The organism is Chitinophaga sp. 30R24, from assembly GCF_049056765.1.
GTDB lineage: Bacteria > Bacteroidota > Bacteroidia > Chitinophagales > Chitinophagaceae > Chitinophaga.
The window spans coordinates 792,329-812,940 of sequence record NZ_JBJGXX010000001.1 but is presented as its reverse complement, the minus strand read 5'-3'; the positions used below and the strand labels follow the sequence as shown (position 1 = coordinate 812,940).

15 protein-coding genes and 1 tRNA gene are annotated in these 20,612 nt (G+C 44.9%); 5 read left to right on the top strand and 11 right to left on the bottom strand.

The genetic code is table 11. The features are described from left to right. Window positions 1-8 precede the first annotated feature (8 nt). The 3 genes from infB to rimP are packed head-to-tail and all read right to left on the bottom strand — an operon-like array spanning window position 9 to window position 5,569. A complete protein-coding gene (gene infB / locus ACDQ55_RS03330; protein ID WP_420979668.1) occupies window positions 9-3,854 on the bottom strand; it encodes a translation initiation factor IF-2 in 3,846 nt (1,281 codons plus the stop codon). Beyond that, window positions 3,841-5,088 (bottom strand): transcription termination factor NusA, encoded by a 1,248-nt coding sequence (gene nusA, locus ACDQ55_RS03325; RefSeq protein ID WP_420979666.1) that lies wholly within the window; start codon window positions 5,086-5,088, stop codon window positions 3,841-3,843. Before nusA ends, infB begins: the two co-directional genes overlap by 14 nt. A gap of 16 nt (window positions 5,089-5,104) precedes the next feature. Continuing rightward, window positions 5,105-5,569 carry a ribosome maturation factor RimP gene (gene rimP, locus ACDQ55_RS03320; RefSeq protein WP_420979665.1) on the bottom strand — a complete coding sequence of 155 codons (465 nt, stop codon included), beginning with the start codon at window positions 5,567-5,569 and terminating at the stop codon, window positions 5,105-5,107. Window positions 5,570-5,734: 165 nt separating this feature from the next. Here rimP and ACDQ55_RS03315 point away from each other — a divergent pair, with 165 nt between their 5' ends. The 3 genes from ACDQ55_RS03315 (at window position 5,735) to ACDQ55_RS03305 (ending at window position 6,732) form a co-directional block, all read left to right on the top strand. Then, window positions 5,735-6,031: a DUF2752 domain-containing protein gene (locus ACDQ55_RS03315; protein ID WP_420979664.1), complete on the top strand. Its 297-nt coding sequence runs from the start codon at window positions 5,735-5,737 to the stop codon at window positions 6,029-6,031. A gap of 10 nt (window positions 6,032-6,041) precedes the next feature. Next, complete coding sequence (locus tag ACDQ55_RS03310; protein ID WP_420979663.1) at window positions 6,042-6,392, top strand: TM2 domain-containing protein; 351 nt, start codon at window positions 6,042-6,044, stop codon at window positions 6,390-6,392. Between the two features lie 82 nt (window positions 6,393-6,474). Continuing rightward, window positions 6,475-6,732, top strand: a complete 258-nt coding sequence (locus ACDQ55_RS03305; RefSeq protein WP_420979661.1) for a DUF4834 family protein — start codon at window positions 6,475-6,477, stop codon at window positions 6,730-6,732. Between the two features lie 26 nt (window positions 6,733-6,758). Here the strand turns inward: ACDQ55_RS03305 and ACDQ55_RS03300 are convergent, their stop codons facing one another. Beyond that, window positions 6,759-7,382, bottom strand: a complete 624-nt coding sequence (locus ACDQ55_RS03300) for an HAD family hydrolase (RefSeq protein ID WP_420979660.1) — start codon at window positions 7,380-7,382, stop codon at window positions 6,759-6,761. A gap of 121 nt (window positions 7,383-7,503) precedes the next feature. On the opposite strand from ACDQ55_RS03300, the gene ACDQ55_RS03295 reads away from it, so the two are divergent. After that, window positions 7,504-7,577, top strand: a tRNA-Ile gene (locus ACDQ55_RS03295). Window positions 7,578-8,097: 520 nt separating this feature from the next. Next, the gene (locus ACDQ55_RS03290) at window positions 8,098-8,943 is read left to right on the top strand and encodes a hypothetical protein (RefSeq protein WP_420979659.1); all 846 of its coding nucleotides are present in this window, start codon (window positions 8,098-8,100) and stop codon (window positions 8,941-8,943) included. Here ACDQ55_RS03290 and ACDQ55_RS03285 read toward each other — a convergent pair. The 7 genes from ACDQ55_RS03285 to ACDQ55_RS03255 all read right to left on the bottom strand — a co-directional run bounded on the left by ACDQ55_RS03285 (window position 8,923) and on the right by ACDQ55_RS03255 (window position 20,610). Continuing rightward, entirely contained in the window at window positions 8,923-9,585 is a 663-nt protein-coding gene (locus tag ACDQ55_RS03285) for a hypothetical protein (protein ID WP_420979658.1), read from the bottom strand. The two genes, ACDQ55_RS03290 and ACDQ55_RS03285, sit on opposite strands and share 21 nt — an antisense overlap. A gap of 54 nt (window positions 9,586-9,639) precedes the next feature. Then, complete coding sequence (locus tag ACDQ55_RS03280) at window positions 9,640-12,099, bottom strand: TIM-barrel domain-containing protein (protein WP_420979657.1); 2,460 nt, start codon at window positions 12,097-12,099, stop codon at window positions 9,640-9,642. A 140-nt stretch (window positions 12,100-12,239) separates the two neighbouring features. Then, a complete protein-coding gene (locus tag ACDQ55_RS03275) occupies window positions 12,240-13,796 on the bottom strand; it encodes a RagB/SusD family nutrient uptake outer membrane protein (protein ID WP_420979656.1) in 1,557 nt (518 codons plus the stop codon). A gap of 28 nt (window positions 13,797-13,824) precedes the next feature. Then, window positions 13,825-16,776 (bottom strand): SusC/RagA family TonB-linked outer membrane protein, encoded by a 2,952-nt coding sequence (locus tag ACDQ55_RS03270; protein ID WP_420979655.1) that lies wholly within the window; start codon window positions 16,774-16,776, stop codon window positions 13,825-13,827. A gap of 388 nt (window positions 16,777-17,164) precedes the next feature. Then, a complete protein-coding gene (locus ACDQ55_RS03265; RefSeq protein ID WP_420979654.1) occupies window positions 17,165-18,766 on the bottom strand; it encodes a DUF6377 domain-containing protein in 1,602 nt (533 codons plus the stop codon). Window positions 18,767-18,969: 203 nt separating this feature from the next. Beyond that, window positions 18,970-19,419: a copper resistance protein NlpE gene (locus ACDQ55_RS03260; RefSeq protein ID WP_420979653.1), complete on the bottom strand. Its 450-nt coding sequence runs from the start codon at window positions 19,417-19,419 to the stop codon at window positions 18,970-18,972. Window positions 19,420-19,452: 33 nt separating this feature from the next. Then, complete coding sequence (locus ACDQ55_RS03255; protein ID WP_420979652.1) at window positions 19,453-20,610, bottom strand: esterase-like activity of phytase family protein; 1,158 nt, start codon at window positions 20,608-20,610, stop codon at window positions 19,453-19,455. Window positions 20,611-20,612 lie beyond the last annotated feature (2 nt).

The following is a 20,612-nucleotide window of genomic DNA, read 5'->3' as shown; positions in this document are numbered from 1 at the left end:
AAATTTGTTTAGAGTGTTCTTTTTACTTCAACTTCTTCGAAACCTTCGATATGGTCGTTAGGTCTGAGGTCGCTATATCCACGGATACTCAAACCACATTCCATATTGGCGGCTACTTCCTTCACGTCATCTTTATAACGTTTGAGGGAGGCGAGTTCGCCGGTGAATACCACGATACCGTCGCGTACTACGTTGATACGGGTGTTTCTGGTCAGCTTGCCATCGGTAACGAAGCAACCTGCCACCGTAACTTTTTCGAATTTGTAGGTTTCGCGTACCTGTACATTGCACACCACTTTCTTTTCGATCTTCGGTTCCAACATACCTTCCATGGCACTCTTGATTTCATCGATCGCGTCGTAGATGATAGAGTAGTTACGGATTTCGATATTTTCTTTTTCGGCGAGTTTAGCAGCCTGAGAAGAAGGACGTACCTGGAATCCGAGGATGATCGCATCGGAGGCGGTAGCCAGCAATACGTCTGATTCTGTGATCTGACCTACTGCTTTGTGTACGATACTGATAACGATTTCTTCGGTAGATAGTTTTTGCAGGGAGTCGCTCAACGCTTCTACGGAACCATCAAAGTCGGCTTTAATGATGAGGTTGAGTTGTTTAAAGTTACCCAGTGCAAGACGGCGGCCGATTTCATCGAGGGTGATATGTTTCTTAGTACGGATACCTTGTTCACGAACGATTTGTGCTCTGCGGTTAGCCACTTCTTTGGCTTCAGATTCGTCTGAGTACATTTTGAACTTCTCACCGGCTTGTGGTGCACCATTTAAACCGAGCACCTGTACAGGCATAGATGGTCCTGCTTCGTCCATTTTCAGGCCGCGTTCGTTGAACATGGCTTTAATTTTACCGAAGAAGGAGCCAGACACGATGGTATCGCCTTGGCGGAGTGTACCATTTTGTACCAGCAGGGAGGCCACATAACCACGTCCTTTATCGAGGGTAGCTTCCACGATACTACCGGATGCTTCGCGGTCTGGGTTGGCTTTCAGTTCCAACAGTTCTGCTTCCAGCAATATTTTTTCGAGGAGTACGTCGATATTCAGGCCGCTTTTTGCGGATATTTCCTGGCTTTGATATTTACCGCCCCAGTCTTCTACCAGGAGGTTCATACCGGCCAGCTGTTCTTTAATTTTTTCTGGGTTGGAGCCTTCTTTATCCACTTTGTTGATGGCAAAAACCATTGGCAGGCCAGCTGCTTGAGAGTGGGAGATGGCTTCCCTTGTTTGCGGCATGATTGCATCGTCTGCAGCGATAACGATAACAGCGATATCTGCTGCTTTAGCACCACGGGCACGCATCGCGGTAAACGCTTCGTGACCGGGGGTATCGAGGAAGGTAATCTTCTTACCGCTGGCAGTAGTTACCTGGTAAGCACCAATATGTTGGGTGATACCACCTGCTTCACCTGCTACCACGTTTGCATTCCGGATATAGTCGAGCAAGGATGTTTTACCGTGGTCTACGTGTCCCATGATGGTAACGATTGGTGCACGGGGTGTTAAATCTGCCGGATCATCTACTTCATCATCTTCTTCATGTTCCTCTGCATCTTCCAGGCCGATGAATTCCACTTCATAGCCAAATTCACCTGCTACGAGTTCTATTACTTCCGCATCGAGACGTTGGTTGATAGACACCATGATGCCGAGGCCCATACATTTGGAGATTACTTCGGCGAAGCTTACATCCATAAGGTTAGCGAGTTCGCTTACAGAAACGAATTCTGTTACCTGGAGAATATTGTTTTGTTCTCCCTGGCCCATTTTCTGGCTAGCTCTTTCTTCGCGTTTTTCTCTACGGTGTTTGGCTTTTACATTTTTACCGCGGCCACCTCCGTGGAGTTTGGCCATGGTTTCCTTGATCTTATTCTGGATCTCGTTAGTATCGATTTCTTTTTCTTCAACAGTGCGTCTGTCTTCGCCGCGGTGATGGCCACCTTGACCAGGTCTGTTATGGTGGTTGCCACCTTGCCCCTGGCGGTTAAAGTTGCCGCCTTGGCCTTGCCGGTTACCGCCCTGACCTTGTCCGCCGCCGGGACGGTTATAACCGCCGCCGCCTTGCTGACCACCTGGTCTGTTACCACCTTGGCTTTGACCTTGTCCGCCACCGGGTCTATTATAGTTACCACCCTGGCCTTGGCCTTGTCCGGCAGGTCTGTTATAGTTGCCGCCGCCACCGGTTCCGGAATGGGTGCCACCACCACCTTGTTGGCGGTTGTGGTTATTGCGGTTATCGCCTTGGGGTCTGTTACCGCCGCCACCTTGTTGGTGTCCGCCGCGGTTGTCGCCGTGATAAGGACGGTTACCGCCTCCTGGTTGGTGCTGCCGGTGTTCGCCGGGAGCGCCGCCTTCTTTGCGATCGCCTTCCTTAAAATCTTTAGGCTGAACAGGTTCAGGTTTCTTTTCCACGATAATACGCTTGCGTTTGCGTTTTTCGTCCCTGTTAAAGTTATTTTTATTGTTATCGCGTCTGTCAGCTTGCACTGGCAGTTCGATTTTGCCGATTACTTTCGGGCCGGTTAATTTTTCGGCCTGTATGTTTTCGATAACAGCACCAGCTTGTTCGTCTGGGGCCGGAGTGGCCGGAGGCGGAGTTGGTGGTGTATTTTCGGCAGTAGCGGGCTTGCGATAATCTGTCTTTACGACTTGTTTAACAGGAATTTGCGCCGGTTCTTTGGCTGCAGCCGGTTTTGCCTCTTGTATTACTTCTTCCACTTTTTTAACTACAGGTTTATCTTCAACCGGTGCGGCTTTTTCCGTTTTTTCCGTTTTGTCTGTCGTATCGGTTTTATCTGTTTTCGCTACTATTTCAGCCGGTGCGGTGGTATCTGCTTTAGGTGCGTGTTCCATTTTCTCGGCTTTTTCGGCTTTTTCAGTTGGTTTTTCAACTGGGGCAGCCGTTGCTTCCGGCACAGGAGCAGGCGTAACCGGTTTTGGTTCCGGTTGTTTTTCTGCAACGGGAGGAGCGGGTGTAACGGGTTCCGGTTTTTCTTCTTTTACCGGAGGTTTCACTGCTTCGGGTTGCGGAGTGGCTATTTCTTCCTGTTCTGGTTTTTTAGCAATTGGTTTTTTATTTCGATTGAGCGCATCCAGGTCGATGGTTGTAATTACTTTAGGCCCATTTATTTTGGGCGCTTCAGTTTTTACCACGTCTGGTGCAGCTGGAGGAGGCGTAGCCGGTGCTTTTGGAACTTCCGCAACAGGGGGAGCTGTAACAACGGGTGGTTCGGGCTTCGGTTCAGCTTTTTCCACGGCGGGAGGCGGAGGGGTAACCACCGCCTGTGGTTGCGGTTCCTGTTTAGGGGTTACCTTCACAGGTTCCGGTTGAGGTTCAGGTTTTGTTTCCTGCTTAGGAGCTTCTGCCGTTGGGGCAGGTGCTACCTCATCTTTTTCTTTATTAGTATTCTTTTTAGCCGCCGCTTCCGCTTCCTCTTTCTCTTTCTTCTTCATTGTTTCTAACACGCTTCCTTTGGGCAGGGCTATCTGGTCGCTTTTACGCTTGTTAGCCTTGTCCTGCTGGAATTCCGACTGCAGTGCTGAGTACATAACAGCCGTGAGGCGGGCATTGGGAGAACCAAAGCCACCCATATCGAAGCCTTTATTGCTAAGGAAATCGATGAGGGTTTCCTTACCAATATTAAACTCTTTGGCTGCAGCCAGCAATCGTGGTGTGTTGTTTGTTGTTTCAGGCATATCGTATTTCGGGCCTCCCCTGTTTCCCGTTTCTTCCAAACGGGATGTTTTTTTACGTTTAAACAATAACTCGAAAAAATCAATTCCCTTTTTAATAAGGCCTTTACCTGGGAAGGGTTGTGGCTCGGCTTTATTCTTTGTCAAACTCTTCCTGTAATATTCTTCTTACATCCTGCACTGTCTCTTCTTCTAAATCAGAACGGCGTACCAGTTCTTCAACAGTCAGCTCTAATACGCTGCGGGCAGTGTCACAACCTATTCGCTTCAGTTCATCTATAATCCATCCTTCGATTTCATCTGAGAATTCTTCCAGATCGATATCAAATTCAGACTGTTCCTGAGCTTCGTCACGGAATACATCAATCTCATAACCAGTCAGTTCGCAGGCCAATTTGATGTTTACGCCTTTTTTACCGATGGCCAGTGATACCTGGTCAGGGTTAAGGTAAACGGAGGCGTATTTGTTTTCATTATCAACTTCCATGCGGCTAATTCGGGCGGGTGTTAAGGAACGCTGAATCAGTAGTTGGATGTTGGTCGTATAGTTAATAATGTCAATGTTTTCATTTCTGAGTTCGCGGACGATACCATGTATACGGCTACCTTTCATACCTACGCAGGCGCCTACCGGGTCAATACGGTCGTCGTAGGATTCTACGGCAACTTTGGCTCTTTCGCCTGGTTCACGAACAATTTTCTTGATAACAATAAGCCCGTCAAAGATCTCAGGCACCTCAATTTCCAGCAATTTAGCCAGGAAGGATGGATGTGTACGGGAAAGAATGATGAGTGGTGCATTATTCTTCATTTCCACTTTCTTTACCACCGCTCTTACATTCTCCCCTTTTTTGAAATAATCTGTGGGGATCTGTTCTGATTTAGGCAAAATTAACTCATTCCCTTCATCATCAAGCAATAAAACTTCTTTTTTCCAAACCTGGTACACTTCACCGTTTACAATTTCACCAGCTTTGTCTGCATATTTTTTTACCAGGATGTTCTTTTTCAGGTCTCCGATACGGGCAGATAAAGTCTGCTTAGCCGCCAGGATGGCCCTACGACCGAAATCCATGATTTCTACTTCTTCATATAAATCTTCGCCTACCTGATAATCTGGTTCTACCAGAATGGCTTCAGAGTAAGCGATCTGTGCATTATCATCTTCTACTTCTCCATCGGTAACGATGGTGCGACGGCGTAATATTTCGAGGTCACCTTTTTCGGTATTTACAATCACGTCAAAATTCTCATCTGAGCCATACTTTTTCCTCAGCAGTGTTTTGAACACATCTTCCAGGACCTTCATCAATGTAGGACGGTCAATGTTTTCCGCCTCCTTGAACTCGGTGAATGACTCAATCAGGTTAATACTAGCCATGTTTAGTTGTTATATTTTAAAACACGATGCACACCTTTGTGTGCTTTATTTCATTAAGTTTTAAATCAGTTGATTTTTTTTCTTTCTTTTTACCCACTTGTTCCTCAATGTTAATACTTTCTTCCGTTACGGATTGCAGGGTGCCTTCCTTTACGGAGCCATCCAGCAGGGTTACTTCTACTTTGCGTCCAATATTTTTGAGGTATTGTCTGTGCAGTTTGAGCGGTTCGTCTAGCCCCGGGGAAGATACTTCCAGGGAAAAATCGTTATTAGGGAACAGTTCTGCTGCCTCCAGCAAAGGATATAATTTACGGTTAAATGATACCAGAGTGGCTACTGGTACCCCTTTATCCCCGTCCAGAAAGAGCTTAATATTGTTAGTGGGCTTAATTCTGATGTCTACCAAAAAGTTGTCGGGATCATTTGTAAGCAGTCCTTCTGCTATTTCCCGGATAGTTTTTATCACTTGTTCGTTTGCCATACAAAAAACGCGAAGGGGACAATATCTCGTCCCCTTCGTTAGTATCATTTTTCCTCACACAAAATTAGGATTTTATTTTGATTGAAAAACTATTTTTTACCTTGTAGGCAAATATTCGTACAAGAAGCGCTCCCATCATTCATATAGTTTTTTAAAATATCTGATGTGCAAACTGGTTTTTGGCAAAAAATTAACATTGAACTGATGGTGTGGCCGCTGGGCCTAATCCTGCTCTATTATATAAACCCTAATGCAAAAGGCAACAGCCTATGTTTACTGAAAAGGGCAGGCCTCTCCTTTTGTCCGGGTTGTGGATTAGGGCATGGTATTCACTATTTTTTGCATGGGCAATGGGAGATGGCATTCCATCATCATTGGTTATCCCCCCTGGTAGTAGTGGTGTTAGGATACCGGATCGTACAACTGGCTATTTTGCAATATGCAGATTTTAAACACTCATAAATCCATTACCATGAACGATTTTTCATTTGTTACACTCCCTGGAATTGAAACGGAGGAAGTCCTTTGGCTGCAGGAACTTACTAAAGACTATAGTCTAGAAAATAAGCAACGCTTTCTGGAGGTATACCAATCCAAACGGAAAGACCCTCAAACTATTCTGATTTTTACCTTGATAGGATTTGTAGCTGTGGCAGGTATTCAACGCTTTCTCCTTAACCAGATTGCGATGGGCATTATCTATGTTTTTACATTAGGATTTTGTTTTATAGGTACAATTGTTGACGCGGTGAACTACCGGAAACTTACCTGGCAATACAATAAGAAAGAGGCTTTATCTACTGCTGCTTTGCTGGGTCTTTAGTTGAGATGGAAAGTTAAAGAAACCTTAAAATATCCTGATTTTCAAGGGCACGGAAAGGATATTCCGCTAACTTTGCGCTACTATGTTGAAGTTTTTGTTATCTATATTTATTGCATGGTTGCTTTATAAACTAGTGTTTGACTTGATCATTCCAGGGTATAAAGTTACTAAACAAGTGCGTAGGCAAATGAGCGATATGCAAGAGCATATGCGTCAGCAATATGAACAGCAACGGGGCGGACAACAAGAAAATCACCAGCAGTCATCTCCACCCCCACCACCTCCCAAGCAAGCAAACGTTGACAAAGGAGATTATATTGATTTTGAAGAAATAAAATAAAAAGGCCAGTTAAAGACTGGCTTTTTTTATACTGCTGGCCGGAATATATCCATGATTGTTTTAGGTGGCTGTAAATGTATAGTTTGTAATCCTGCTGCTTTGGCCCCTTCTATATTAGGCAGGGTATCGTCAATAAACAATGTATCTGCCGCGTTCAATCCATTTTCATCTAATACTATTTGGTAAGCTGCTTTGTCTGGCTTCCGGTGCCCCATCAGGTGAGAATAATAAGCCCTGTCGAAAAAGCTTCCTAAGGAAGGGATTCCCCTGCTTTCTTGCAGCAGTTTATTGAATGCTTCCAAGTGTATGGCATTGGTATTACTAAGCAAATAAATATTGTAATGCTGCCTTAATTGCTGCAATAACTGTAGCCGTTGTAAAGGGAAGTCCAACAACATGGCATTCCAGGCTGCCGTAATTTGTTGATCTGTTACGTTTTCCGGGATATGCTTATGCATTTCTGCCAGGAATTCTTCCGTAGAAATATGCCCTGTTTCCAGTTTGTTGAAGAGGTTGGAGCCGTGAAACTGGGAATATAGCTCATGGAAATTGTTTACGCCCAACGCTACAAATGCATTGTTAGTAAGCTGGTAGTCGATGTTAAGGATAACCCCCCCTAAATCGAAAATGATGTTTTTAATGCCTTTCATGAATACAAATTTATTAAAAGTGTAAGCGTAAGCAGTTGAAATAAATTTTTTTTAGGATAATTCAATAAAATAATTAATTTTGCCGTCCCTTGAAAAGGGGAAACTTTAGTTCTTCGGAACGGCTCCTATAGCTCAGTTGGTTAGAGCACCTGACTCATAATCAGGGGGTCCCAGGATCATGCCCTGGTGGGAGCACACTACATGAAAGGCTTTCGGCGGATTGACGCAGGAAGCCTTTTTCTTTTGGATACTATCCCCCAACGTTTCAACTTGATCCATTTTATCTTTCCAACGTTTTCACTGCTCCTATTTTCTGTAAGCGTTTTTTGTTGATTTCACCCCTATCTGTACCATTTTTTGTACTTCTTCTGCAGATGGCATATCTGGGTAGCAATATATTTTTCGATATCTTGTAAAGAAGGCAAGTGATCGTTGCTGTAGAATTATGAACGCTCTCTTTTACCGGATTAGATCTGGGGCTAGATAAGAATTGAATGGGGAACCAATAGAAAAATAACAGTATTTGTAACTTGAAAGCATATACGTTTATTAAGCGCCTTGATTATGTGCCGGTAATTTTAAGAGATAAATATTTTCCATGTAAGTATTCTTCTTGCATATAGCATAGCTATAATAATGAAAATCGTATAGGCATCTCCTTTATAAAACCATTGAACTAAATTATGGTAATTTTAAAGTCTTAATATTCTGTACCATGAAGTGGCCCTTTTTTCCCAATAAATATAAGCACACCTGGGTGCTAAAAAGAACAGTACCGGCAATATTGGGCTTGATTATTTTGGTAGCCGGGTATGTGATCATGATCAATAGAGGCGTTCCTCCTGGTAAAGCAATGGGCATTATGAATTTAACCCTGGCAGTGGCTATGATCGTATGTGTATTGTACCGTTATTTTTTTTCAGCTACCCAGCTGTACCCTGTTTCTGTTTATAATGCTGACTACTCTCCTGCCCGGCAATGGACAGAAACAGAACTGACTGATTTTTATTCCGGGCTGCAACAGGTGGTTGCTTGGACGGCTTTATTGGTTAAAGAGGGCGATATAGTACAAAATAGCTATGGGAAAGTATTCCGGCGAACCAACCCTGAGGTGAATGGCATAGTGGCTTTCGACCAAGAACAAGACCCGCCGGCATGGCGATTGAGTGAGGGAATTCCCAGTACTTACCGTACTTTACTGAAAGCTGCTCTGGAAGCGAGAAAAGAAGTACTGCCGGCACAACCGGCAGATGTATTGTGTAATGGAAGGCTGCTGGTGTTTTATCCAACAGTGTATACCACGGATATGCCATTGCCGGCAGAAAGCAAAAATTATCTTGATAACACCGGGGCGCCTCCCATAGACACCTGGTTTTATTTCAGGGAAGAAACATTAAGCTACGGTGAACTATATTGCTGGGTACCTTCTGTGTTTGAGCAGTTGATTGATGAGCTTATTTTAACCGGCTATGAGGCTTATTCATGGCTGGACGAAAAAAACTTGTCATTATATAAACAGGTAATCCTCCAGGGAGGAGACTCACTTGGTTTTTTGCGGTGACATTTTTTTAAATGTTTCTACCAAGGCAGAACTGTCTGTGCTGATAGTATCTATCCGTTGGCCATTCCATTTGAAATGGTAATAATCGTAAGACTCCAGTTCAGCAGCAGTAGTATCTTCCATATTCTCACTGTATTCATATTTTTCCAGGATGCCTCTCCAGCCGCTGTCTGGGGTATGGTATAGTAAGGAGGATTTGTTTAAAATATCTCCGGCATCGCCAAAAATTTCTGCGAGCTCTGTTTCAAAAGTAATTTTATTGTTTTGCTTATGCCAGGCAAACAACTTGATAGAAGTAGAGGAATATTCAGAAGGGGTGCGGGTGATAAGTCCAATCGTGTTGGCATCCAGGTTGAATTTATAGCAGGCGTAAAATTGACCGCCTTCTTGTTGGAATTCGGAAGGAAACAACCGTAGGAAAGTAGTGTCGAGTAATGCGCCCTCATATGCCCAGCCCTTTTCTGCTTCTTCCTCATACTGGGATTCTATGGATAAAGTATCCGCCTTTATCGGTTTATACTGTTTCAGTAAATCGCTTACTGATGCAGATGCAGTATCCTGTGAGCCCGGTGTGCTGGTGTTATTGGCAGCTTGGCAGGCAAATAAAAAAGTAGCCAGTAGTAATAAGGATAAATATTTCATTATCCAAATATAAAGAAGACCCCCCGGAAAATCCAAGGGGGCCGTTCTTTTTTATTATAAATCCACGTTAACGGCTTGATTAGTGTTTTCAAAGGTGGCTTCATGGATGAGACATTGTTCCGCCGGGATGGAAAACCCTTGTGGATCAAAGCGTGAAATTGGCGCCAGGAAGGAATAAGTTTTTGTTTGCACAGTTACCGGAGCGCCGTTTACCATTATACCTGGCAGTTGTTCAAACCCATGTAGCATCAGGCGGATTACCCGGAAGTGGGAAACATAGGCGCCATTCACCTTTTCCAGAGTAATCTTTTTATTGGCCGGGCTGTAAGTGATGATACGTTGGTAAAAGATCCCTTTTTCGTTGTTGAAGGTTTCTCCATCGTCTTCGTAATACATGAAAGTGTTTGGCGTATCCCCTTTATAGATGTGGAGCGACAAGGTATCTGTTGGTTTTTCGGCGGTAGATTGTAACTGTGATTGCATTGGAATGATGCTACCAGCTTTTACGTATACGGGCAGGGATTTCAGGCTCAGTGGCGTAATTACTTCCTGTTTGCCACTGGTGATGCTATCATTATAAAGGTTATACCATTTCCCTTCGGGGAAATAAATAGGTCCGAATTCTTTAGTACTCTCGAAAGGTGCTACCATAAATGCCTGGCCAAACTGATATTGATTCTGGTAGCGGGTATCGTATACATTAGGGTCGAAAGTGTTAGTAATGGCCAGCGTGCGCATAACAGGCATGCCAGTATGAGTTGCCTCATACATGGAGCTATAGAGGTATGGCAGGAGGCGGTAGCGAAGGTTGATGTAATTACGGGTAATTTCCAGCACTTCTTCGCCGTAGGCCCACGGTTCGGAAGATTTGGTATTGATGCCGGTATGGTTACGGAAATAAGGAATAAATGCGCCTATTTGCATCCAGCGGGCATATAAGCTAACGGTAGGGTTGCCGGTAAAGCCTCCTATGTCCATGCCGGCGAAGGGCATGCCACTGATACCCAGGCTGTTTAATAAGCGTACGCCCAGCAGCATATGGTCTTCTTCAGCGCGGTTATCGCCGGTCCATATGGCGCTGTAGCGCTGGGAGCCGGCATAGGCGGCCCGGGTTAGCAGGAAAGGGCGCTTTTGTAATCCATCCCTGGCGCCTTCATAGCTGGCGCGCGCCATTTGCAGACCATAAATATTGTGTGCTTGTAAGTGAGTAATGGGGTGTTCTTCGTAATTGAAGAGCACATTGCTGGGCATTTTTTGCCCCCAGGTAGCTATTTCGTTCATATCGTTCCATATACCACGCACACCTATACGCAGATAGGATTGCAGTTGTGCTTTCCACCATTCCCGTCCCCGGGCGCTCGTAAAATCCGGGAAATGGCACCAGCCGGGCCACACTTGGCCGGTATAGTTTTGGCCATCACTATATTTAATGAAGATGTCTTCTTTTTTCCCATTTTCGTAGGCCGCATAGCCGTTTTCTACTTTGATGCCTGGATCTACGATCACGGTTAATTTGAAGCCCATATGATCCAGTTGGCTGCTGAGTTGTTTAGGATCGGGGAAGCGTTCCTTGTTCCAGGTAAAAAGCTTATAGGCATCCATGTAGTGGATATCAAGGGTAATGCCATCTGCCGGGATCTTTTTCTCGCGCAGGGTTTGAGCAATACGCAACACCTCCGTATCGGGGTAGTAGCTATAGCGGTTTTGCTGATAGCCGAGACTCCACATCGGTGGCATGGGCATATATCCGGTGAGCTGTGCATAGGAGGCGATAATGTCTGTCATCCGATGATGATAGATAAAATAGTAGTTCATCTCCCCTCCTTTGGCGCCAAAGGAAGAAAAGCGGTTGTTGCTGGCGCCGAAGTTGAAATCACTCTGGAAAGTATTGTCGAAGAATATGCCGTAGTTAATCTGGTGATGTATGCCTATATAAAATGGGATAGTAGCATAAATAGGGTCTTGGTTGGCCGTATAGCCGAACTTATCGGAGTTCCAGTTCGTATAGCCTTCGCCTTTACGATCCAGGTTGCCTGTTTTTTCTCCCAGGCCAATAAACCTTTCACCATCCTGCATTTTTTTGTAGGTGGTTACCTCGTTGCCTACCCAGGATGTGGTGAGCCCTGTTTCATCTTCGTTGATCACTTCTCCGGATAGGGTGAGAAAATGGAGGGAGAATGGTTTTTTAGTAATGCGTAGTTGCAAGGAATCAGTAATGATATTGATTTCACTGCTGTTCTGATTGGTTTGTATTTTGGTAGGCGCCGGTGTGGATACTACCGCATAGGAAAAATCCGGGGTTAACGGATGTTGGTTTATCTTTACGCGGATAACCGCCGGACTATATACTATAATTTCTGCAAAAGCATTTTCTGCACTGATGTTGATCTGTTGGCCTGAAATGGTGACCTTATTGATATTCCCGATTTGTTTTACGGGCGTTTGTGCCCTTGCCGACAGGCAGCAGAGCATAAATAGCCAGCCGGTACGACTCAACAGCGCTTTCGTATCCATGTTGTAATTAATTTTCCGGGCAAAAAATTTCCTGCCGCATTTCCGGGCAATGCGTAACAGTTTATAAGAAGTAGTAGTAGCGTTTGCGGGTAAGATAGGACTCTTGTTTAAGGTCCTACCTTACCCGCAAAAAGTATTGATTAGTAGCCTGGGTTTTGTACCAGGTTTTTGTTGATGGCCAGGTCGCTGGTGGGAATAGGATACACCAAGTATTTGGGGTCATCGGCAGTTTTAAGTTGCCATGGGTCCAGGAATTTTCCGAAGCGGATCAGGTCTTGCCTTCTCCAGCCTTCCCAATAGAGTTCGCGGCCTCTTTCTTCGAGGAGATTGGTCAGGTTTAAGTCGGTGAATGCAGAGGCGCCGCGTGCAGTCCGGATCTGGTTTACGATGGGTAATCCGTCTGGAGCCTTGTTGGTTCTCAGGAGGGCTTCTGCTTTCATCAGCAATACGTCTGCATAGCGGAAGAATACGAAATCGTTGCTGGCTTCATTAGTGCTGGATGACAAAGAAGATGTTAGGAAATCCGGCGGATATTTCACCACGCGGATGCCGGCTACTTCTACTTCGTCGCCGGTAGCCTTTAATGCTACATCCCTTGTAAATACCAGTGGACGGCCTTTCCGGTCTAATAGTTGGTTGCCGTTTTTATCGTATTGCTGTCCTTCCAGGAAGCCCACTCTTAAACCAGTGAGTTCTGTGAGGTTAGCGTATGAGCTACCACGGCGAACATCGGTAGTTTCAAACTTATCATAAAAATCTGATAAGGTAGTGAAGCCATTCCAACCGCTTGGATTTTGGTTGTAGTGTAAGGTACACATCCAGCGGCAGTAAACGTTGTTGCCATTGTCTCCTCTGGCAGTGCTAATGCCGGGTCCATTTTGTTGTGTAAAGATATTTTCCCGGGAAATTACGTCATTGTCGCGTGCAAAGTTATCGAAGTATTTTTCGTTGATGCTGTACGCTCCTACTGCAGTGATCTGGTCTGCGAGGGTAATTACCTGTTGCATATCAGCAGCATCGAAAGCAGGTGCCTGGCGGTTGAGGAAAGTGCCTTTATTCAGGTACAATTTCATCAGTAGGAAACGTGCTGCATCCTTGTTAGCAATATAGGCTGGTGTAGCAGGTCTGTCGCCGAGATCGGGGAGTATGCTGTTCAGCTCTGAGATTAGGAAGTCGATGGCCTCGGCTGCTTTTAATACCTTGGGCGCTTCCAGCAGGTTGTCGCCGGGATTGCGGAAAGGCACCTGCCCGTAAAGGTCCAATACGGAGAACATGGATAACGCCCTGAGGAAGCGGGCTTCTGCTGCCTGCTCTTTAGTAGGGTGGAAAGACAGTACATTAGTGGCGCTGAATTCCTCGAGCAATAACCGGCTAAAGCTATTTTGTATATGCGCATGGTCGGGAGTCCAGGAGTGAGTATGCAAAGCGCGCCATACACCATTATCGTCCCAGTCTGTACCGCGGGTGGGGCCTACAGCTTCGTCGGTAGATATTTCAGACATGCCCCATACCTGGGAGAAGTCCTGGTAGGCCATCTGCAGGTTGTTGTATGCTGTTTGCAGTAATTGGTCTGCTTTGATGAGGGAATCCGATTGCTTATCGGTGAGCGTGGAACCCAGTTTTTCTTTCAGGCTACAAGCCGTAAATGTTACGCAGCCTGCAATAACCAAAGTGGTTTTAATTATATTGGAGATCATTGATTATCAGTTTTAAGTGAATTGAAGGTTATAAAGAGAACTGCAGCCCAAACATCACTGTTCTTGCGGTAGGGTATGGAGAATATTCCATTCCGAAAGAGCTCACACCATTCATGTTTTTATCCGTATTCACTTCAGGATCAAATCCGCTGTATTTCGTAATCACGAAGAGGTTCTGGCCAGTTATATATACTGCTGCATTTTTTAACACCTTACCTACGGTACCCAGATTATAGCTGAGTGTTACATTATCCAGTTTCAGGAAGTTTCCTTTTTCCAGGTAGCGGGAAGAGGCTGCATTGGAATTGGTAAGGGCTTCGCCGTTACCCAATAGGTTTTTAGGTATGTTGGCAGAACCGAGGTTACCGATTGGCAGTACGGTATTGGCAGTATTGTTATAGATTTCGTAACCAAAGGCGCCATGGGAGCTGGCAGATAATACCCATTTCTTGTAATTAACTGCAGTATTGATCCCCAGGATCACTTTAGGGTTAGGGTTACCCAGGTATTGTGGCGCGCCGTTATTGGCATATACGCTCATTCCTTTATCGTCGAAGCCCTGGAATACCGGTAGGTAGAAGGTGTTCAGCGGGTAGCCATTAGCCAAACGTTGTGCGTTGGCGTTAGATACGCCCTGGCCACTGATAGCGCCAGTGAGTACAGCCGGCCCGATATAGTTGTCCAGTTCATTTTTCAGGTAAGCGCCATTTACGCCCAGGGTCCAGGTCCAGTCTTTACTGCGGATGATATCTCCTTTCAGGGTTAGCTCCACGCCGGTATTCAGTACTTTTCCGGGTAGATTCACCCAGTAAGAGGAAGCGGGTGCCGGTTGGATGGCCGGGAAGCTGAACAACAGGTTAGAGGTATTTTTGATAAAGTAATCCACTGTTCCTGTTAATCTGTTTTTCAGGAACCCGAAGTCAACGCCAGCGTTAAATTGTTTGGAGTTTTCCCATTTCAGGTTCGGGTTGGGTACGTTGGTTAAACGGGCATTTCCGTTAGGGTCTATGCTATATTGCGCTTCTGCTGCACCGGCAGGGAATTCCTGGTTACCAGTTTCACCATAACCAATTCTGAGAGAGAGGTTGCTGAAAGCTGACTGGGTTTGCATGAATTGTTCGTTGCTGAGATTCCATTTACCTGCGAAAGAGGGGAAATAACCGTATTTGTTGTTCACTCCAAATTTGCTGGAACCGTCAGCCCTTAGGGTGGCTGTTAGTAAGTAGCGGTCTTTATAGTTCACGTTTACCCTGCCAAAGAAAGACTGTAGTTCGCTGGAAGGGTTACGGGAAGAGCTGATGGTGGTATTTACCTGCTTAGGTGCCTGGAGGATATCCGTATAATCGAGGGCGTTAGTAGGGAATCCTGTTCCGGCTACGTTTACATTGGCGTAGTCGAATTTTTGGTATTCATAACCAACCATCGCACCCAGACTGAAGGCTTTGGTGATTTGTTTATTGAAGCTCAGGGTGTTATTAAACAGCTGGGTATTTAACTCAGCTGTATTATACATAGCAGAGCCCAAGCCACTTACTTCTTTCAGGTTAATGAAAGAGGCCACAGAAGCGCGGCGTTGTCCTACCTGGTGATTTACGCTGTAGGTCATACGGTATTCCCAGTTATCATTGAATTTGAAGTATGGAGAAAGGCTGGCCAGTATATAGCTAACGGCGGCTTTGTCATTATAGGCATCAGACATTGCCAAAGGGTTTACCGCAGAGCCAATAGGCAGCTGGTTATAAGAGCCGTCGGCATTTCTTAGCGCCCTGGTGGGGTTCCATTGCAATGCCTGGCCAATGAGGCTACCTCTAAAATCGGCGTCGTTAGAAATGGGCGCCAGGTTTTCTACTGTTTGGGCGGCCATGATACTATAGTCGATACCCAGTTGTTTGCTTTCCAGGAATTTGCTCTGACCATTGAGGGTAGCGGTATACTTTTTAAGTCCGGTTTTTTGCACGATACCTTCCTGGTCTTGCAGGCCGAATGAAGCCCTGTACCGGCTGGTTTCATTGCCGCCGCTAATGGCCAGGCCTACGTTTTGGGTAACACCGGTCCTTAAAATGGAGCCCAGGCCATCAGCACTGGCGCCTTCATCGCCACTGGTAAGATTATATTGTTTAAGCGCTGCCCGGTATTCGTCTGCATTCAGCACATCCAGTTTTTTCATGATGTTGCTCATGCCAACAGCATAGTTTACATCTACCTGCGCGGGACCTGGCTCTCCTTTTTTAGTATTGATGATAATTACTCCATTAGCGCCGCGTGCACCATAAATAGCAGTGGCAGAGGCATCTTTCAATACATCCATAGAAACGATGTCGTTGGAGTTAATGAAGTTTAAGGGGTTGGCGTCGGGAGTTTGCCCCAGTCCGCCTACGTTGATAGAGGGACGGGCTACACGGCCATCCAGTGGTATACCATCTACTACGTAGAGGGGTTGGTTGCCCGTACGTACAGAAGATACACCCCTGATCCTTACGGTGGCTGCTGCACCAGGCGCACCACTGTTATTGAGGATCATGAGGCCGGATACCTTGCCCTGGATCAGTTGATCCGGTGCGGTAGTGATACCCTTGTTAAAATCTCCAGCCTTTACCTGTGAGATAGCGCCTGTGAGATCTTTTTTGCGGGTGGTACCATATCCTACTACCACCACATCGGTAAGGGTGGTGTTTTCTTGTACTAACTGTACATTTACGCTTGTTTTTCCGGCCAGGCTGATTACCTGTTGCGTATATCCTATAAAGCTCACAATCAGAGAGGTGGCATCTGTGGGTGCAGCCACTTTAAAATTACCATCTGTATCGGTAGTGGTGCCGATTTTGGTACCTTTTATCTGAACAGAGGCGCCGGGAATGGCAGTACCGCTTTTGTCGGTGATCTTTCCGGTAATGGTCTTGTTCTGGGCAATAACAAAGCTCTGTATGGCAAATAGGAGCGTGCACAGAAAAAGATGCTTGATGGATAGTGTTTTAAGCATAATGTGGATTTTTGAGCAGTTAAAGCTGTTCTGTTACCGTGGACTATATGTTTTTGTTAATGAATAAGTGAACGGAAATAAACCGTTGTTTGCAGAGGTTTACCCGGCAGTTTGGCAACGTGGATTTTTTCGTTTTTTGGTGGAATGATTAACTATTTCTTCTTCTTTAAATGGTTTTAGACGCTGATCGAGAATTTTGGTTTTAATTATCTACTGATAAATCAAAATAAGAGATCAATCAGCAGGGCAACAACTTTTACAGTTAAAATATAGAAAATAAAGCTTAAAATTCAAATAGGTAGATTATTATCGTGTTGATAATCAATGTGCTAATAATATATATAAATTATTTGTATATTAATGTAATGAAGTAGTTTTTCCGATATTTTTAGAGGGCTTTTATCTCCATGATCTGGTTTTCAAACTCTTCGCTCGGCACTAAAGCACGTTTTTTAATTTTGGTTTTATAAGCGTAAATGGTGTTAACTGAGTACTCCAGGATACGGGCAATTTTTTCGTTATCGGTGATCCCTATACGGATTAAGGCAAAGATCCGGAGATCGGTGTTAAGCAATTCATTCTCTTTTAATACCACCTGATTTGCTTCACTGAATAACGTGTTGAAGGCTTCTACGAAATGGGGGAATATTTTCAGGAATACCCGGTCGAAATTGGTGAATAATTCTTCCCGCTCCTGCCGGATATTGATGTTATTGACCAGGAATTTAAGCTCAGATGGTTTGTTGTCGGTTACTTTTTGTTCGAGTAACTGTTTCAGTTTTTCTATTTTGGCAATATAAGTAGCATTAATATTGAAGCAATAACCCACATATTCTTCTTTGATCTTATTTGCTTCCATTAATTGGTTATTGATTTCCTGTTGTTTCAGGTGAGCGGCCGTAATAATGCGTTGGGCGGCTTTCAGTTTGCGGACCTGCCGGAAAACAGTAACGGCCAGAACTACCAGGGCTATCAGTAGCAAGGTAACAATAGAAGCATATATCAATAAGGACCTGTTCCTGTCTTCGGCGGTATGTATCCTTTCGTGTTCAATAATAGGCAAGATGCTGCTTACCATAACTTTTCGTTGCCTGGCGCCATAAAATACGGCTTCAGCGATGGCCCTTTCTATGCAATGGGATGCATTTTTTATATCTCCCCGCTCAAACAACAGGGTAGCCAGGCTGTAACTGGCCATGGTTTCTTTGGTGGAAGAACGGATATCTGCAATTGCCGATCTGGCCATCAGTACGATGGCGGTATCTTTTTGGTGAACAGCTTCATAGATAGCACCTAGTGTACAGGCGGAAATGGCCAGTTCGCGGTAAGAAAGCCCCGGTTGGTTGAGATTGGGGTAAATGGCTAACGCCTCCCGGATATTTCCCATCTTGAATAGTTGTAAGCCCCGGTTGTACTTATATTTGAACGACGCTGGTGACATTAATTGCAGGGCAGAGTCTACATAGGCGCTGGCTTGCCGTATATATTCGGGGGTGTAATATTTATCCTGGTTGTAATCTGCCAGGTCGTAATATAACCGGCTTTTTATCAGGTAAAATTCCACTTTTATACTATCCGGTGCCTCATTGGCATTGATGGTATTTATAAAGGCTATGGTTTCAGTGAACATGCCAGATGATAGAATGATATACCCAAATTTGACCTGGGCATCTGTTACCAGGTTAGGTTGATGCAGTTGAATGGCCAGCTGCTCCAGCTGCCGGGCATAGGCGAAGGCGCTGTCGAAGTTAAAAACCTTGTATGCATGATAGAGTTGCTGACAAATGTAATACCTGGCGTCCGGGTTATTGGCAGTAGCGGTCCAACTACGTTTTAGGCTGTCGATGTCCTTTAGTTTGATAGCATCGTAGGCAGCTGATTTGGCCATTGCCAGGTTGAGTTCCTGCAACAGGCTGTCGGTGGAATTTTGGCCCCAAACGCTAACAGAGATCATAATACATACAACCAGAAAGCCCAGAATCCGATTCATAGAAATTTGAATGATAAAAAGTCAGAGGTCAACGCTAAATTTAAGTGACTTTTTTGATATAACACTGGCGGGTTACAAGTAAAATGAAGCTCCCCCAAAGCAGCGGGATATCAAACGTTTGATATCCCGCTGCTTTGGGGGATTTGATGGAGCCGGGAGTTTGTTTAAATGCTTTTTTCAGGGTTTCCCCTCACCTGTCGATACTATAATACCTTTTTCAGGGTATAATTAAGGTTGTTTTCAATTACTTTTTGTTCAGCGTCCAGCAGTTTTATTTCATTTTCGTTTACCTGCTGAAAGTAACGTTGAAGGTTTTTGTCTTTATCCGGATTCAATAGGATAATGGTCGCTGAAGGATTTGAAGTAGGGTTGTGGAGCACGGTAAAAATGCCTTCGCTGGGGAGGGTTTGGTTTTTACCCTCATAAGTTTCTTTTAATGTAAAATGATGGTTTGAATTGGGGGCTATTTGCAAAGCCAGCTCGGTTACAATGCCCTCGCAATCTCCACAGGGCAAGGTACCTGAATAGGTGACCCAGGTAGCCGTATCAGTAGCCATAGTGGTAGCGGTACTATCTGCAGCAGTGGATTTACCAGAATGCCGACAGGCCACCGCGAAGGCCACACATGCTAACAATAAAGGCAAGTGTTTCATACGCAGTTTTCTGTTTTTAACAACCCGGGTACATTATTGTTTTTGTGGGATGATCTCGAACAGGAAAAACTGGGTTTCTTCTTCCGCAGAAAAATTGTTGTCGGCAACAAATACCAGGCTTTGATGTCCATTGGGTAAAACAGGCCCATAGGTTATGCCTTCTATGTTATCTATATATTTGCCTAAACTGGCAAAGTCCAGCACCAGTTGTTTGGTAGCCGGTATAAAATGAGTATCTGTTTGTAATGCATTTACCTGGCTAATATCAGTGGCTTTGTTGAGGTTTGTCAGGAAAATCCGGATAGTGAAATTTTTTATACCAGTGGAAGAAGACCGTTCAATAGTTAATAACTGATGATCGGATAATACCATGATATCGGAGATGCCATTGATTTTGAATGCGTCTGCCGGATTGGGAGGATAAGCTACCGGTGACAGTTTATAAGCATATTGGGCTACCTGTTCATGGGTATTGCTGTTGAATTTGATGATGCGGGTAAAGGCGGTAGTGTCGTGCACATCGGCTCTTGGTCCGTCTTCATAGCGGGGTTCTTCCTGACTCACGTATAAGTATTGATAATCCGGCGTAAATCCAAGCCCTTCGAACACACCATTGCGACGGGGACCATTGTTTGTGGCTTGCATGCGGAACTGTGCCGGCAGGGCAAAAGAATCGAGGTACTGGCCATTGAGTTTTATTTCGTAAATACCGGGATTGGTTAGTACGGTATCTTTTTTATCTACTATCCGCTCCCCTTCGCTGGCCCATACCAGACAGTTCTTTTTAGCATTATATCTCATCGCTTCCGGGTCGGGTGTAAGTGTTGCATTGGTTTTACTGTTTGGGTAAGTAGTTCCGTTGGCCTGTAAGAGGGATGTTACTGTAATGAATTGTACGCTATCGAAGGAGTGGTTATTGAAATAGAGTCGCGCCGTATAGAACCGGGCCGGGTTGATGGCAGAGCGGTCGTCGCAGATTAGATAATATAAGCCGGTGGCTGGATTGTAATCGATACTGGACAATCCGCCTACTGTAGTGCCATTAAAAGATAGATTATAGGGTACAACATATTCTCCAATGTATTTCAGGGAGCCGAAATGCGGGCTAGCTGCAGGGATTTTATGGGTGGTACTGCAACTAAAAAGGAGCAACAACGTAGGAATAGCTAGTAAAATCAGGTGTTTTTTCATGC

Excerpts from the sequence above, each read along its gene's own strand:
- nusA (WP_420979666.1), bottom strand. The coding sequence starts at position 5,088 with ATGGCTAGTATTAACCTGATTGAGTCATTCACCGAGTTCAAGGAGGCG.
- rimP (WP_420979665.1), bottom strand. The coding sequence starts at position 5,569 with ATGGCAAACGAACAAGTGATAAAAACTATCCGGGAAATAGCAGAAGGA.
- ACDQ55_RS03310 (WP_420979663.1), top strand. The coding sequence starts at position 6,042 with ATGAACGATTTTTCATTTGTTACACTCCCTGGAATTGAAACGGAGGAA.
- ACDQ55_RS03305 (WP_420979661.1), top strand. The coding sequence starts at position 6,475 with ATGTTGAAGTTTTTGTTATCTATATTTATTGCATGGTTGCTTTATAAA.
- ACDQ55_RS03300 (WP_420979660.1), bottom strand. The coding sequence starts at position 7,382 with ATGAAAGGCATTAAAAACATCATTTTCGATTTAGGGGGGGTTATCCTT.
- ACDQ55_RS03290 (WP_420979659.1), top strand. The coding sequence starts at position 8,098 with ATGAAGTGGCCCTTTTTTCCCAATAAATATAAGCACACCTGGGTGCTA.
- ACDQ55_RS03285 (WP_420979658.1), bottom strand. The coding sequence starts at position 9,585 with ATGAAATATTTATCCTTATTACTACTGGCTACTTTTTTATTTGCCTGC.
- ACDQ55_RS03280 (WP_420979657.1), bottom strand. The coding sequence starts at position 12,099 with ATGGATACGAAAGCGCTGTTGAGTCGTACCGGCTGGCTATTTATGCTC.
- ACDQ55_RS03275 (WP_420979656.1), bottom strand. The coding sequence starts at position 13,796 with ATGATCTCCAATATAATTAAAACCACTTTGGTTATTGCAGGCTGCGTA.
- ACDQ55_RS03270 (WP_420979655.1), bottom strand. The coding sequence starts at position 16,776 with ATGCTTAAAACACTATCCATCAAGCATCTTTTTCTGTGCACGCTCCTA.
- ACDQ55_RS03265 (WP_420979654.1), bottom strand. The coding sequence starts at position 18,766 with ATGAATCGGATTCTGGGCTTTCTGGTTGTATGTATTATGATCTCTGTT.
- ACDQ55_RS03260 (WP_420979653.1), bottom strand. The coding sequence starts at position 19,419 with ATGAAACACTTGCCTTTATTGTTAGCATGTGTGGCCTTCGCGGTGGCC.
- ACDQ55_RS03255 (WP_420979652.1), bottom strand. The coding sequence starts at position 20,610 with ATGAAAAAACACCTGATTTTACTAGCTATTCCTACGTTGTTGCTCCTT.